A 13,214-nucleotide genomic window follows, 5' to 3' on the forward strand; every position below is an offset into this window, starting at 1 on the left:
CCGAGGATCAGCGGAACTTCACCGGTTCGGCTTCCGGGCCGAACCGATTGTCTCCCGGCGTGCCGACGAAGGCACCCAGATCGATAGTCATCATCACGATAATCAGCGTCGGGATGAAACGCCCGACGCCCCATTGCCAGATCGGCGCCAGCATTTGCCAGTTGCCCGCCGCCAGCATCCACGCCAGGATCAGCAGCAACGCCCACCAGCCGGCCTTGTTGCGATCGTGCAGACGTTTGACCAGCACCGCCGCCGTCGGCCAGAGCAGCGCCACGATAAAGAAGGCGATGGATTGGATGGCGATCAATTGATAATTGGCCAGCGTAAACGCCGCCGCCATCAGCACCAACCACAGCCCCATCCAGATCCAGAAGTCGCGCCGCCCGATGCGGCCCTTAAAAGAAAAACACCACTGTTGTAACGTCATCGATTCCTGCGCTCTAAGCCTGCCCATATTCTGCGCCGCAGTGTAACATAGGCGCTGCCGGGCCGAGTTTTCCGCCTTGCATAACGCGGCGCGCCGCACAGCTTTCTCGTCAGCGAACCGATAATGGCGTGGGATCTTTGACAAGGCCTGCGGGTTATCGCTTTAATCGGAGCCATCTTTGTCCTTGATGCCATACGCCATGCTGAGAAAAACCCTCGCCATCGCCTGCCTGCTGCAGGCCGCCGCCAGCGCCTGGGCCGAACCGCCCGCCGCCGAAGCGAAACCGACCGCGCCTTACCTGCTGGCCGGGGCGCCGACCTTCGATCTGACGGTGGTCAAATTCCGCGAGAAATACAATCGCGACAACCCCAAGCTGCCGATTGGCGAATTCCGCGCCATTCCCGCCGCCGAAGACGATTCGCCGCTGCTGACGCGCGCCGCCAGTAAACTCAACGAAAACCTGTACGCCTCCACCGCACTGGAGAAAGGTACCGGTAAAATCAAAACGTTGCAGATCACGCATCTGCCGCTGCAGCAGGCCAATGAAGAAAAAGCCGCGCGCGCCATCGCCATCAACTACATGGCGGCGCTGATGCGTCAGTTCGAACCGGCGCTGACGGTGGAACAGAGCCAGAACAAGGTGAACAGCCTGCTGGAAAAAGGCAAAGGATCGCGTTTTTACCAACAGCAGGTCGGCGCCATTCGCTATGTCGTCTCGGACAACGGCGATAAAGGCGTCACCTTCGCGGTTGAACCGATTAAGCTGGCGCTTTCCGAGCCGTAACGGCGCGGCATTTAATGACGAAAAGCAAAGCCTTCGCGCTTAATGATCTCTATACTGTTGGGCAGGTAAACTGCCGGTCCGGCAGTTGTCATTTCGACTCTCGCGTTCCCTAGTTGGAGGAAAAAACATGCGTCATCCATTAGTTATGGGTAACTGGAAGCTTAACGGCAGCACTCACATGGTCAACGAACTGATCGCCGGTCTGCGCAATGAGCTGAGCAGCGTTGACGGCTGTGGCGTCGCCATCGCCCCGCCGGTGATGTATCTGGATCAGGCCAAGCACGCGCTGGCCGGCAGCCGCATCGCGCTGGGCGCGCAGAACGTGGACGTTAACCTGTCCGGCGCCTTCACCGGTGAAGTTTCCGCCAACATGCTGAAAGACGTCGGCGCTCAGTACATCATCATCGGCCACTCCGAGCGTCGCACCTACCACAAAGAAAGCGACGAAGTGATCGCCGAGAAATTCGCCGTGCTGAAAGAAGCCGGCCTGATCCCGGTGCTGTGCATCGGTGAAACCGAAGCGGAAAACGCCGCGGGCAAAACCGAAGAAGTATGCGCGCGCCAGATCGACGCCGTGCTGAAAACGCTGGGCGCACCGGCGATGAAAGGCACCGTGATCGCCTATGAGCCGGTCTGGGCCATCGGTACCGGCAAATCCGCCACCCCTGCGCAGGCGCAGGCCGTGCACAAATTTATCCGCGATCACATCGCCAAGCACGATGCCGCGGTTGCCGCTGAAATCATCATCCAGTACGGCGGTTCGGTGAACGACAAGAACGCCGCAGAGCTGTTCTCCCAGCCGGACATCGATGGCGCGCTGGTTGGCGGCGCCTCGCTGAAAGCCGACGCTTTCGCCGTGATCGTCAAAGCCGCTGCCGCAGCGAAAAAAGCCTGATTGCCTTAGGCTTGCCATAAAAAAACCCCGGCAAGCCGGGGTTTTTTATTGCCGTTTAAACGGCATCAGCGTTTGCTGATTTCGTCGAATACGCCGCCGGTGGCGAAGTGCACCTTCTGCGCTTCGGTCCAGCCGCCGAAGGTGTCATCCACGGTGAACAGCTTCAACTGCGGGAACTGCCCGGCGAACTTGGCCGCCACCGCCGCATCGCGCGGGCGGTAATAGTGCTGTGCCGCGATAGTCTGCCCTTCCGGCGAATACAGATATTTCAGGTAGGCGGTCGCCACCTCGCGGGTACCGCGTTTGTCGACCACCTTATCCACCACCGACACCGTCGGTTCGGCCAGGATCGATTCACTCGGGGTGATAATCTCGAACTTGTCTTTGCCCAGCTCTTTCTCCGCCAGCAACGCTTCGTTTTCCCAGGCGATCAGCACGTCGCCGATGCCGCGCTCAACGAAGGTGTTGGTCGAGCCGCGCGCGCCGGAATCCAGCACTTCGACGTTCTTGTACAGGTTTTTGACGAAGTCCTGCGCCTTGGCCTTATCGTTGTTGTTGTGGTGCAACGCGTAGCCCCAGGCGGCCAGGTAGTTCCAGCGGGCGCCGCCGGAAGTTTTCGGGTTTGGTGTGATCACCGACACGCCCGGCTTGATCAAATCAGGCCAGTCATGAATCTGTTTCGGGTTGCCTTTGCGCACCAGGAAGACGATGGTCGAGGTGTAAGGCGCCGAATTGTCCGGCAGGCGTTTGATCCAGTCTTTCTCGATGCGCCCGCGTTCGGCGATAGCGTCGACGTCATAGGCTAACGCCAGCGTCACCACGTCGGCCTCGATGCCGTTGATCACCGACGTCGCCTGCTTGCCGGAGCCGCCGTGCGACTGGCGCACCGTCACCTTGTCGCCGGTTTCCGCCTGGTAGTGCTTGCTGAATGCCGTGTTGTAAGCCTGATAGAACTCACGCGTCGGATCGTATGACACGTTCAGCAACTGAATATCCTTCGCCATGGCGCCGGACGCCAACAGCACCAATGTCAGACCTACACCCCATTTACGCATCGACAGGCTCTCCCAGAAAATTAAGCGCAACCTCAATCGGTTGATTTAGCATCAGAGCCTGCCAGAAACTTTCCCGGCAACTAAAGAATAAAAAATTTTGGGATAGATGATTCTGGAATATGTCACCGGCGAGCATAAAAAAGCCCCCGGGAGCGGAGGCTTTTTTGTCGTGCGGTGAGTGGCGTATCAGTACAGCTTTTTCGCCGTTTCCAGCCAGTCGCCCTTGAACGGACGCTTCATGTTTTCGATCGCGTCGATGATGTCATGATGCACCATTTTTTCGTTCTGGATACCGACGCAGCGGCCGCCGTACCCCTGCAGCAGCAGTTCGATGGCGTAGGCGCCCATGCGCGAGGCCAGGATGCGGTCATAGGCGACCGGCGAACCGCCGCGCTGAATGTGGCCCAGCACAGTGGCGCGGGTTTCACGCTTGGTTTCCTGCTCAATGTGGCGCGCCAGCTCATCGATATCGCAGATGTGCTCGGTGATCGCCACGATGGCGTGTTTTTTGCCTTTGGCGATACCGGCCTTGATTTCGCACACCAGATCTTCGCGGTTGAATTCGATTTCAGGCAGCACGATAAATTCGCAGCCGCCGGCAATCGCCGCCGCCAGCGTCAGATCGCCGCAGTAACGGCCCATCACTTCCACGATGGAGATGCGCTGGTGCGACGAGGAGGTATCGCGCAGGCGGTCGATCGCTTCCACCACGGTTTCCAGCGCGGTGAAGTAACCGATGGTGTAGTCGGTGCCGGCGACATCGTTATCGATGGTGCCCGGCAGACCGATGCACGGGAAGCCTTCTTCCGTCAGGCGTTTGGCGCCCATGTAGGAACCGTCGCCGCCGATCACCACCAGCGCGTCGATGCCGCGATTCTTCAGGTTTTCAATCGCCTTGGCGCGCACGTTTTCATCCCTGAATTCCGGGAAGCGGGCCGAACCAAGGAAGGTGCCGCCACGGTTGATCATGTCGGACACGCTATAGCGATCCAGCTGCTCCATGCGATCTTCGTACAAGCCAAGGTAGCCATCGTAAATACCAAAAACTTCCAGACCTTCTGAAAGCGCAGAACGCACAACGCCGCGGATTGCAGCGTTCATACCCGGCGAATCACCGCCGCTCGTCAGTACACCGATTTTCTTGATCATGACTACCTCTGAACTGTGTAGATGCAATTTCTTAAGAATTCTGTCTCCGCCGATCGTCTTGAAACCTCTCCGGCTGCAGAAAACCAGCTTTATGGCTTATTGCTGGATATTATATCAAAAACACCCAGCTGAATTGATTCAAGTCACGCAATATAACGGTTAAAACGCCGCATGGCACGCTGAGCTAACTCAGATATTCATGATAATACTTTGCGCTATGCCTCTATATGATTATAGCTCCCAATGCCCCTGCCTACCCGGCGGCACCACGGAGCACGGATCCAGGTGAATGATGACGTCCGCCCCCGCAAAACGGTGCCGCAACGCCTGTTCCACCTGATCGGCTAACCGGTGCGCCTCGCGCAGCGGCAGCGTGTCGTCCATCTCCAGATGCAGCTGGATGAAACGCGTCGGCCCCGACTGCCGCGTGCGCAGATCGTGCGCGCCTTTCACGCCGGGCCAGGAGGAAACCACGGCGATAATCGCCTGGCGCTCGTCATCCGGCAACGCCCGATCCAACAGCGACTGCACCGCTTCGTAGCCCATGCGCAGCGCGCTATACAGGATGTAAACGCCGATGCCCAGTGCAAACAGCGCATCCGCCCGCTGGAAGCCGTACCAGCTTAGCCCAAGAGCGATAAGAATAGCACCATTCATCATGACATCTGACTGATAATGCAGCATATCTGCGCGCACGGCCTGGCTGCGCGTTTTTCTGACCACCCAGCGTTGATAGGTGACCAGCATCAGGGTGCTGACTAACGCGATCACCGTCACGACGACCCCAACGCCGGGATCGCGCAGCGTTTGCGGTGCATACAGATGCTGGAAGCCGGTGAGAAACAGAAACAGGGCGGAACCGGAAATAAACATGCTTTGCGCCAGCGCCGCCAGCGACTCCGCTTTGCCGTGGCCAAAGGTGTGCTCGGCATCGGCAGGCTGCAGCGAATAGCGCACCACCAGCAGGTTGGTCAGCGAGGCGGCGATATCGACCAGCGAATCCACCAGCGCCGCCAGCAGGCTGACAGAACCGGTCTGGTACCAGGCGACGATTTTGATGAACAACAGCGACGACGCCAGCACGGTAGCGGCCAACGCAGCGGACTTTACCAGGCGTGCATAGCGCTGTTCCATTGAGGGATCCCGGTCAAAAGGTATGGCGCTCAATATAGCGAAATGTCGGATAAAAAAAACCCCGCCATCATGGCGGGGAAGACAGGGATGGTGTCTATGGCAAGGAAAAACAGGGGACTACTCAGTCGTACTTCACTTCTGGGCAGAAGCTTGCTGCAAACCAGAAATTTGTTGCTCCATCTGCTGCATGCGCTGCTGATGTTTCTGGTCTAAAACACTTTTTTGCTCTGGCGTCAGCAGGTTATACATTTGGTTGCGCACCCGGGCCATTTCGACCTGGCGCTTGACCTGCTGTTGGGCCATCTTTTCCGCCTGGGCATACACGGCGGCTTCGTCAAATTTCTCTGCGGTCACCAGTTTATGCATGGCTTCCATTTCAGCTACATTGACACCTGGCAGATCGTGCCGGGCCTGGCGCATCAAATCGCGCATTTGCTGGCGCTGCTGTTCGCTGAGGCTGACACCGTCGAACATATGGTGCTGGCCGGGTATTCGGGTCATCGCGTCGTTGCCGGGAGGTTGGGCTGTGTCCGGTATAGTGTCGGCAGCGAAGGCAGCGGTCGAACCAATTGCCAGCAGTGATGCCATAACTAATGCGGTCACCTTACGCATTTCAACTCCTCAAGCTTTCTCACTTTGCGAATCAACGAGGAGCAGTGTACCGCCGCACCTGAAAACCTGCGTCAGTGCATGTAAAACTACGTAAAGTCATGGAATGGCAACAGTTGATGACGTATTTTGCGTCTGGAGGTAAATCATAATGAACAAGATTCTGTTAGTTGACGACGACCGCGAGTTGACCTCGCTGTTAAAAGAACTGCTTGAAATGGAAGGTTTTAATATCGTCGTCGCGCACGATGGCGAGCAGGCGTTGTCGCTGCTGGACAGCTCCGTCGATCTGCTGCTGCTCGACATCATGATGCCGAAGAAAAACGGCATCGATACGCTGAAAGAACTGCGCCAACATCACCAGACGCCAGTCATCATGCTGACCGCGCGCGGCAGCGAACTGGACCGCGTGTTGGGCCTGGAGCTGGGCGCCGATGATTACCTGCCGAAACCCTTCAACGATCGCGAACTGGTCGCGCGCATTCGCGCCATTCTGCGCCGTTCCAACTGGAGCGAACAGCAGCAGCAGGTCGACAGCGGCGCCCCGACGCTGGATGTCGATGGCCTGCAGCTGAACCCCGGCCGCCAGGAGGCCAGCTTCGACGGCCAGGTGCTGGATCTGACCGGCACCGAGTTCACCTTGCTGTATCTGCTGGCGCAACATCTCGGCCAAGTGGTGTCGCGCGAACTGCTGAGCCAGGAAGTGCTGGGCAAACGCCTGACTCCGTTCGATCGCGCCATCGACATGCATATCTCCAACCTGCGGCGTAAGCTGCCGGATCGCAAAGACGGGCATCCGTGGTTCAAAACCCTGCGCGGACGTGGTTATTTGATGGTATCTGCAACATGATCAACAGTTTGACGGCACGCATCTTCGCCATTTTCTGGTTCACGTTAGCCCTGGTGCTAATGCTGGTGCTGATGGTGCCCAAGCTCGACTCCCGCCAAATGACCTCGCTGCTCGACAGCGAGCAGCGGCAGGGGTTGATGCTGGAACAGCACGTCGAGGCCGAGTTGCAAAACGATCCGGCCAACGATCTGATGTGGTGGCGCCGCCTGTTCCGCGCCATTGACAAATGGGCGCCGCCGGGCCAACGCCTGCTGCTGGTCACCAGCGAAGGCCGGGTGATCGGCGCGCAGCGCAATGAAATGCAGATCGTCCGCAACTTCATCGGCCAATCCGACAATTCGGATCATCCGAAGAAGAAAAAATACGGCCGCGTCGAACTGGTCGGGCCGTTCGCGGTGCGCGACGGCGAAGACAACTACCAGCTGTACCTGATCCGCCCCGCCAACAGCCCGCAATCCGATTTCATCAACCTGATGTTCGACCGGCCGCTGCTGCTGCTGATCGTCACCATGTTGATCAGCGCCCCGCTGCTGCTGTGGCTGGCCTGGAGCCTGGCGAAACCGGCGCGCAAGCTGAAGAACGCCGCCGATGACGTGGCGCGCGGCAACCTGAAACAGCATCCGGAACTGGAGGCCGGCCCGCAGGAGTTTCTGGCCACCGGCGCCAGCTTCAACCAGATGGTCAGCGCGCTGGAACGCATGATGAACGCCCAGCAACGCTTGATCTCGGACATCTCGCACGAGCTGCGCACGCCGCTGACTCGCCTGCAGCTGGCCACCGCGCTGATGCGCCGCCGCCACGGCGAAGGCCACGAGCTGGCGCGCATCGAAACCGAAGCGCAACGGCTGGATTCGATGATCAACGATCTGCTGGCGCTGTCGCGCGGGCAGCAGAAGGGCGAGCTGGCGCGCGAGCAGTTGAAGGCCAACGAACTGTGGGCCGACGTGCTGGATAACGCCCGTTTCGAAGCCGAACAGATGGGCAAGCAGCTGGAGATCGCTGCGCCGCCCGGTCCGTGGACGCTGTTCGGCAACGCGAGCGCGCTGGACAGCGCGTTGGAAAACATCGTGCGCAACGCCCTGCGTTATTCGCACACCCGCATCGCCGTGGCGTTCAGCGCCGACAATCAGGGCGTGACTATCCAGGTTGACGACGACGGCCCCGGCGTCAGCGCCGAAGACCGCGAGCAGATCTTCCGTCCGTTCTACCGCACCGATGAGGCGCGCGACCGTGAGTCCGGCGGCACCGGCCTTGGCCTGGCTATCGTCGAGGCGGCGGTCAATCAGCATCGCGGCTGGGTGAAGGCCGAAGACAGCCCGCTTGGCGGTCTGCGGCTGGTGCTGTGGCTGCCGCTGCATCATCAACGCCTATCGTCTAAGACAGAACAGTAAGAGTTTGCTATCCTGCGCCCCTCGTTCACGAGGGGCCTGCAACATGCTGAACATCGTTTTATTTGAACCCGAAATTCCACCCAATACCGGCAATATCATCCGCCTGTGCGCCAATACGGGCTTTAATCTGCACCTGATCGAACCGCTGGGTTTCCCGTGGGACGACAAACGCCTGCGCCGCGCCGGGCTGGACTATCATGAGTTCACCCGCGTCAGCCGCCATGCCGATTACGCCGCCTTTCTCGCCGCCGAAAACCCGCAGCGGCTGTTTGCCCTCACCACCAAAGGCACGCCGGCGCACAGCGCCGTCAGCTACCAGGCCGGCGACTACCTGCTGTTCGGCCCGGAAACGCGCGGGTTGCCTGCCGACATCCTCGATGCGCTGCCCGCGCAGCAAAAAATCCGCATCCCGATGCAGGCGCAAAGCCGCAGCATGAACCTGTCGAATGCCGTATCGGTGGTGGTGTATGAAGCCTGGCGGCAGCTGGGCTATGCCGGTGCGCTGATCAAGGCGTAATCCGCGACGTCGCGCCATACTGGAAGAGTCATCCTTTCCAGGCACGGCATATGGCTTTCGTCGCAGAGATTGTCACCCAGCTTCGCCGGCTCGAACCGGCGCTGAACGAGGCGCTGTTGCGGCTGCAACAGGCGCAAGACAGCGAAGCGCTGCACGACTTGCGCGTCTGTCTGCGCCGCATTCGCAGCCTACTGCGCCCGTTACGCGGCTGCCCCGGCGCAACCCGGCTCGATCGGGCCGCCGCCGAATTGGGCAGGCTCACGACGCCGCTGCGCGATCTCGAGGTGCTGATCGCCGAACTGGCGCGACATCGCCTCGATTGGCAGGCCAACGTGCGCCAGAGCGAATTTCAGGCCCGCTACCGTCAACTGCTCACCCATCCGCAGCTCATCGGCTTTCCCTCGCTTTTGCACGCCTGGCCGCGCCGCTTTCGCCGCAGCGCGCAACGCGTCGCCAAACACCGCCTGAATAAACACCTGCAGCGCCAACAACGGCAATTGCGCCGGGCATTGGCCGATACCGGCTACGATCGCCACCGCCTGCGGCTGCTGATAAAACGCCTGCGTTACGCGGCTGAAGCCTATCCGCAGCGCCTTCCCCTCTCCCCCGCCGCGATGGCGAGCCTGAAAGCGGCGCAGAACGCCCTCGGTGATTGGCACGACCGGGAGGTTTGGTGCCTGCAAGCCGAGCATCAGGCGGATCTCTGGCCCTTGTTGCCCCGGTGGCAAGCTGAGCAACGCCAGGCGCTGGTCAGAGCGGACGCCTTGCTCGCCGCCTTATCACCGGCACTGGCGGCGAAAACCGGCGGCGCATCACGATCCTGAAAAAAGGCCGCAGCAGGGCACGCCCGGCCCCGAAAAAGCCCGATGAGGCGCAGATAATGCGCTATGTTTTGTAAGGGTAATCACCACTCATCATAGGAAACCATATGAAGAAACAACGTTTGAGCGTTGCCATGGCGGTTCTGGCGGCGGGCCTGTTGCTGGCGGGCTGCTCGTCCAAAGTCACCCAAACGAATCAATATTCGGGGTTCCTGCCGGACTACAGCAAGCTGCAGGAAACCAGCTCGCCAAGCGGCCATAAAACGCTGCGTTGGATCGATCCCACCTTTAAAGAGTCGAATTATCGCGGCGTGTATGTCGCTCCCGTGGTTTATTACCCGGCGGCTAAACCCACCGCCCGCGTCAGCCAACAAACGCTGGACAAAATTAGAAACTATACCGACCAAAGCGTGAGAAAAGCGGTGGCCGAGCGCACTACCGTTTTGAATAACCCGACAGGTTCCCGCGTGCTGTTGGCCAAAGTCGCGATTACCGCCGTGTCTGCCGAAGATGAGGATATGAAATTCTATGAAGTGGTGCCGGTAGCGGCCGTGGTGGCCAGCACCATGGCCGCCACTGGCCACCGGACGCAAAACACCACGCTGTTCCTGGAAGCGCAGTTGATCGATCAGGATAGCGGTAAAACGGTGCTGGAAGTGGTGCGCAAGAGTTACGGCAAAACCGTCAACAACGACAGTGCGCCAGTCACGGAACAAGAAGTTAAAGCGGCGATCGATGACATGGTCAACGACATCGTCACGTTCCCGAAACAGGGCTGACCGCCGCCTGAAAAACACAGGGGGAGCCGAAGCTCCCCCTGAATGAACCCGCAACCACGGCTTAGATGCCGTCGCCGTACTCGAAGCCGTGGTTGGTGCCGTTGAAGTATTGGTCCATATCCATCGACGGCGTATCGCTCTCCGGCCGCCCGACGATGCGCGCCGGCACGCCGGCGGCGGTGGTGTGCGGCGGTATCGCCTGCAAGACCACCGAGCCCGCGCCGATCTTCGCGCCCTTGCCCACTTCGATATTGCCGAGAATTTTGGCGCCTGCGCCAATCATCACCCCTTCACGGATTTTCGGGTGACGGTCGCCGCTGGTTTTACCGGTACCGCCCAGGGTGACCGACTGCAGGATAGAAACGTTGTTCTCCACCACCGCCGTTTCACCGATCACGATGCCGGTGGCGTGGTCGAGCATGATGCCGCAACCGATGGTCGCCGCCGGGTGGATGTCTACGCCGAAGGCGACGGAAATTTGATTTTGCAGGTAGATAGCCAGCGCCTGCCGCCCTTGCTGCCACAGCCAGTGGCCGATGCGGTAAGCCTGCAGCGCATGGAACCCCTTCAGGTAAAGCAGCGGCGTGGAGTATTTATCGACCGCCGGGTCGCGCAGGCGCACCGCGAGGATATCGCGCGCCGCCGAAACGATCATCTGGTTGTCAGACTTGTAGGCCTCTTCCACCACCTCACGCACCGCGATGGCGGGCATGATCGGCGTGGCCAGCTTGTTGGCCAGCATATAGCTGAGCGCGCTGCCCAGGTTCTCGTGCTTGAGCAACGTCGCATGGAAAAAGCTGGCCAGCATCGGTTCACAATCAGCCAGTGCTCGCGCTTCTGATTTAATGCTGTTCCAGACCTGTTCCAACTCTTCTGACGACATCACATACCCCTTTACCTTGCCAAACGGGCCGCTTCACACGGTAGCGCGAAGCGGCCCAGGTCATTTGCGGGGTCAGCATTCAGCTGCCCCGACATATCGTTTTATGTCACGCGCTGGGTTTTTCGTCCTTTCGGGCTCGCCCCAGCAGGCTCAGCGCCGCTTCGCGGGCGTCCTTGTGGCAGTAAAGCACCTGATAAATCTGTTCGGTGATCGGCATTTCCACACCGTGCCGCTGCGCCAACGCCAACACCTCTTTGGTATTGCGATAGCCCTCGACCACCTGACCGATACTGTCCTGCGCTTCCTGCACGCCTTTACCCTGCCCCAGCATAATGCCGAAGCGACGGTTGCGCGACTGGTTGTCCGTGCAGGTTAGCACCAGATCCCCCAGCCCCGCCATGCCCATGAACGTCGAAGGATCGGCGCCCAGCGCAGAACCCAGACGGCTCATTTCCGCCAGCCCGCGCGTAATCAACGCGGTACGGGCATTGGCGCCGAAACCGATGCCGTCGGACATGCCGGCGCCGATGGCGATCACATTCTTCACTGCGCCGCCAAGCTGCACACCGATGAAGTCGGGATTGCTGTAGACGCGGAAGCTCTTGCCGCAGTGCAGCAGCTGTTGCAGATCGTCGGCGAACTGCGCATCGGTCGCCGCCAGCGCGATCGCCGTCGGCAGGCCGGCGGCCAGCTCTTTGGCGAACGTCGGCCCGGAGAGCACCGCCAGCGGGATCGCCTCGCCCAACGCCTCACGCGCCACGTCCTGCAGCAAGCGGCCGGTTTCCGCTTCCAACCCTTTGGTGGCCCACACGATGCGGGCATCCGGGCGCAGATGCGGCTTCAGCTGGCGCAGCACGTCGCCGAACACGTGGCTCGGCACCACCACCAGCACGTCGCGGCTGGCGGCCAGCGCACGCGCCAAATCGGCTTCAAGCAGCAGGGTATCGGGGAAGGGAACATCGGGCAGAAACGCCTGATTGCAGCGATCGTGCTGCAACGTTTGAATTTGCGCGGGGTTGTGCCCCCACAGCACCACGGAATGGCCGTTACGCGCCAGCGTAATGGCCAATGCGGTGCCGTACGAGCCGGCACCGATAACAGTCATTGAAGCATTGACGGTGTTCATCAGGCATCCTGATGTGGTGCGGCACCTTCGCCTTCCGCCTGCTGCTGCAGATAGTTCATGAACAGCGCGTCAAAGTTGACCGGTGCCAGATTCAGCTGCGGGAAGGTGCCGCGGGAAACCAGGCTGGTGATGCACTCGCGCGCATACGGGAACAGGATGTTCGGGCAGTATGCACCCAGGCAATGCGCCAGCTGCGTGCCTTCAATGCCTGCTACCGAGAAGATGCCAGCCTGCTGCACTTCGCACAGGAACGCAGTCTCTTCGCCCAGGGTCGCCGTCACGGTTACGCGCAGTACCACTTCATACACTTCGTCAGCCAGCTGGCTGGACGCGGTATCCAGATCAAGTTTAACTTCCGGCTGCCATTCCTGCTGGAAAACCTGCGGCGCGTTCGGCGCTTCGAAGGAGATATCCTTGGTATAGATACGTTGGATCTGGAAAGCCATTTCGGTGCTGTTTTGTTCTGACATGTGAGTAATACCCTTGGTTAAACGTCCTTATTGACACTCGGTGAACCGGCAAGCTGCTTAAAGCAGCGGATCCAGGCCGCCGCGAGCATCGAGTTCATATAAATCATCGCAGCCGCCGATATGCCGGCCGTCGATGAAAATCTGCGGCACGGTGGTGCGCCCGCTGCGCTCGATCATCACTTCGCGCTTGGCGCTATCGCCGTCGATGGCGATCTCGTTAAACGCCGCGCCCTTGCTGTTCAACAGCGCCTTGGCGCGATGGCAGAACGGGCAGGTCGCTTTGGTGTAGATATCAATGTTAGCCATGGATTGCCACCTCAAATA

Annotated in this window: 16 protein-coding genes; 7 read left to right on the forward strand and 9 right to left on the reverse strand. The window is 59.8% G+C overall.

The window, feature by feature from the left end; genetic code table 11:
* Positions 1-7 precede the first annotated feature (7 nt).
* Positions 8-427 (reverse strand): DUF805 domain-containing protein, encoded by a 420-nt coding sequence (locus MMS95_RS08370; protein ID WP_004931108.1) that lies wholly within the window; start codon positions 425-427, stop codon positions 8-10.
* A gap of 199 nt (positions 428-626) precedes the next feature.
* Between MMS95_RS08370 and MMS95_RS08375 the strand changes: the two genes are divergently transcribed.
* The gene (locus MMS95_RS08375) at positions 627-1,211 is read left to right on the forward strand and encodes a DUF1454 family protein (RefSeq protein ID WP_021504458.1); all 585 of its coding nucleotides are present in this window, start codon (positions 627-629) and stop codon (positions 1,209-1,211) included.
* Between the two features lie 127 nt (positions 1,212-1,338).
* Positions 1,339-2,106: a triose-phosphate isomerase gene (gene tpiA, locus MMS95_RS08380; protein WP_004931113.1), complete on the forward strand. Its 768-nt coding sequence runs from the start codon at positions 1,339-1,341 to the stop codon at positions 2,104-2,106.
* 65 nt (positions 2,107-2,171) lie between these two features.
* On the opposite strand, the gene MMS95_RS08385 is transcribed toward tpiA, so the two are convergent.
* From MMS95_RS08385 to cpxP, 4 genes are all read right to left on the reverse strand, one after another.
* Positions 2,172-3,161: a sulfate ABC transporter substrate-binding protein gene (locus MMS95_RS08385; protein ID WP_015379419.1), complete on the reverse strand. Its 990-nt coding sequence runs from the start codon at positions 3,159-3,161 to the stop codon at positions 2,172-2,174.
* Between the two features lie 186 nt (positions 3,162-3,347).
* Positions 3,348-4,310, reverse strand: coding sequence for a 6-phosphofructokinase (gene pfkA, locus MMS95_RS08390; RefSeq protein WP_004931116.1), 963 nt, complete (start codon positions 4,308-4,310; stop codon positions 3,348-3,350).
* Positions 4,311-4,541: 231 nt separating this feature from the next.
* Positions 4,542-5,444, reverse strand: a complete 903-nt coding sequence (gene fieF, locus MMS95_RS08395) for a CDF family cation-efflux transporter FieF (protein ID WP_242141567.1) — start codon at positions 5,442-5,444, stop codon at positions 4,542-4,544.
* A gap of 132 nt (positions 5,445-5,576) precedes the next feature.
* Positions 5,577-6,056, reverse strand: a complete 480-nt coding sequence (gene cpxP / locus MMS95_RS08400; protein ID WP_004931122.1) for a cell-envelope stress modulator CpxP — start codon at positions 6,054-6,056, stop codon at positions 5,577-5,579.
* A gap of 148 nt (positions 6,057-6,204) precedes the next feature.
* Between cpxP and cpxR the strand changes: the two genes are divergently transcribed.
* From cpxR to MMS95_RS08425, 5 genes are all read left to right on the forward strand, one after another.
* On the forward strand, positions 6,205-6,903 hold the full coding sequence (cpxR, locus tag MMS95_RS08405) for an envelope stress response regulator transcription factor CpxR (RefSeq protein WP_004931124.1): 699 nt from the start codon (positions 6,205-6,207) through the stop codon (positions 6,901-6,903).
* Positions 6,900-8,294, forward strand: a complete 1,395-nt coding sequence (cpxA, locus tag MMS95_RS08410) for an envelope stress sensor histidine kinase CpxA (RefSeq protein WP_015379421.1) — start codon at positions 6,900-6,902, stop codon at positions 8,292-8,294. Before cpxR ends, cpxA begins: the two co-directional genes overlap by 4 nt.
* A 43-nt stretch (positions 8,295-8,337) precedes the next feature.
* A complete protein-coding gene (gene trmL / locus MMS95_RS08415; protein ID WP_015379422.1) occupies positions 8,338-8,811 on the forward strand; it encodes a tRNA (uridine(34)/cytosine(34)/5-carboxymethylaminomethyluridine(34)-2'-O)-methyltransferase TrmL in 474 nt (157 codons plus the stop codon).
* 50 nt (positions 8,812-8,861) lie between these two features.
* Entirely contained in the window at positions 8,862-9,635 is a 774-nt protein-coding gene (locus MMS95_RS08420) for a CHAD domain-containing protein (RefSeq protein ID WP_118892632.1), read from the forward strand.
* Positions 9,636-9,739: 104 nt separating this feature from the next.
* Positions 9,740-10,411, forward strand: a complete 672-nt coding sequence (locus MMS95_RS08425; protein WP_004931134.1) for a DUF3313 domain-containing protein — start codon at positions 9,740-9,742, stop codon at positions 10,409-10,411.
* A gap of 61 nt (positions 10,412-10,472) precedes the next feature.
* Here MMS95_RS08425 and cysE read toward each other — a convergent pair whose 3' ends face one another.
* The 4 genes from cysE to grxC all read right to left on the reverse strand — a co-directional run bounded on the left by cysE (position 10,473) and on the right by grxC (position 13,196).
* Positions 10,473-11,294: a serine O-acetyltransferase gene (gene cysE, locus MMS95_RS08430; protein ID WP_004931135.1), complete on the reverse strand. Its 822-nt coding sequence runs from the start codon at positions 11,292-11,294 to the stop codon at positions 10,473-10,475.
* 106 nt (positions 11,295-11,400) lie between these two features.
* Positions 11,401-12,420 (reverse strand): NAD(P)H-dependent glycerol-3-phosphate dehydrogenase, encoded by a 1,020-nt coding sequence (gpsA, locus tag MMS95_RS08435; RefSeq protein WP_075684470.1) that lies wholly within the window; start codon positions 12,418-12,420, stop codon positions 11,401-11,403.
* The gene (gene secB, locus MMS95_RS08440; protein WP_004931139.1) at positions 12,420-12,890 is read right to left on the reverse strand and encodes a protein-export chaperone SecB; all 471 of its coding nucleotides are present in this window, start codon (positions 12,888-12,890) and stop codon (positions 12,420-12,422) included. Before secB ends, gpsA begins: the two co-directional genes overlap by 1 nt.
* 57 nt (positions 12,891-12,947) lie before the next feature.
* Positions 12,948-13,196: a glutaredoxin 3 gene (gene grxC, locus MMS95_RS08445; protein WP_019452217.1), complete on the reverse strand. Its 249-nt coding sequence runs from the start codon at positions 13,194-13,196 to the stop codon at positions 12,948-12,950.
* Positions 13,197-13,214: the final 18 nt, after the last annotated feature.

The sequence above is a fragment of the Serratia sp. PGPR-27 genome (assembly GCF_022678525.1).
Lineage (GTDB): Bacteria > Pseudomonadota > Gammaproteobacteria > Enterobacterales > Enterobacteriaceae > Serratia > Serratia nematodiphila.

Coding starts and splice junctions, on each gene's coding strand:
- MMS95_RS08385 (WP_015379419.1), bottom strand. CDS start 3,161: ATGCGTAAATGGGGTGTAGGTCTGACATTGGTGCTGTTGGCGTCCGGC.
- tpiA (WP_004931113.1), top strand. CDS start 1,339: ATGCGTCATCCATTAGTTATGGGTAACTGGAAGCTTAACGGCAGCACT.
- fieF (WP_242141567.1), bottom strand. CDS start 5,444: ATGGAACAGCGCTATGCACGCCTGGTAAAGTCCGCTGCGTTGGCCGCT.
- MMS95_RS08375 (WP_021504458.1), top strand. CDS start 627: ATGCTGAGAAAAACCCTCGCCATCGCCTGCCTGCTGCAGGCCGCCGCC.
- cpxR (WP_004931124.1), top strand. CDS start 6,205: ATGAACAAGATTCTGTTAGTTGACGACGACCGCGAGTTGACCTCGCTG.
- cpxP (WP_004931122.1), bottom strand. CDS start 6,056: ATGCGTAAGGTGACCGCATTAGTTATGGCATCACTGCTGGCAATTGGT.
- pfkA (WP_004931116.1), bottom strand. CDS start 4,310: ATGATCAAGAAAATCGGTGTACTGACGAGCGGCGGTGATTCGCCGGGT.
- MMS95_RS08425 (WP_004931134.1), top strand. CDS start 9,740: ATGAAGAAACAACGTTTGAGCGTTGCCATGGCGGTTCTGGCGGCGGGC.
- MMS95_RS08370 (WP_004931108.1), bottom strand. CDS start 427: ATGACGTTACAACAGTGGTGTTTTTCTTTTAAGGGCCGCATCGGGCGG.
- MMS95_RS08420 (WP_118892632.1), top strand. CDS start 8,862: ATGGCTTTCGTCGCAGAGATTGTCACCCAGCTTCGCCGGCTCGAACCG.
- cysE (WP_004931135.1), bottom strand. CDS start 11,294: ATGTCGTCAGAAGAGTTGGAACAGGTCTGGAACAGCATTAAATCAGAA.
- trmL (WP_015379422.1), top strand. CDS start 8,338: ATGCTGAACATCGTTTTATTTGAACCCGAAATTCCACCCAATACCGGC.
- cpxA (WP_015379421.1), top strand. CDS start 6,900: ATGATCAACAGTTTGACGGCACGCATCTTCGCCATTTTCTGGTTCACG.
- gpsA (WP_075684470.1), bottom strand. CDS start 12,420: ATGAACACCGTCAATGCTTCAATGACTGTTATCGGTGCCGGCTCGTAC.
- grxC (WP_019452217.1), bottom strand. CDS start 13,196: ATGGCTAACATTGATATCTACACCAAAGCGACCTGCCCGTTCTGCCAT.
- secB (WP_004931139.1), bottom strand. CDS start 12,890: ATGTCAGAACAAAACAGCACCGAAATGGCTTTCCAGATCCAACGTATC.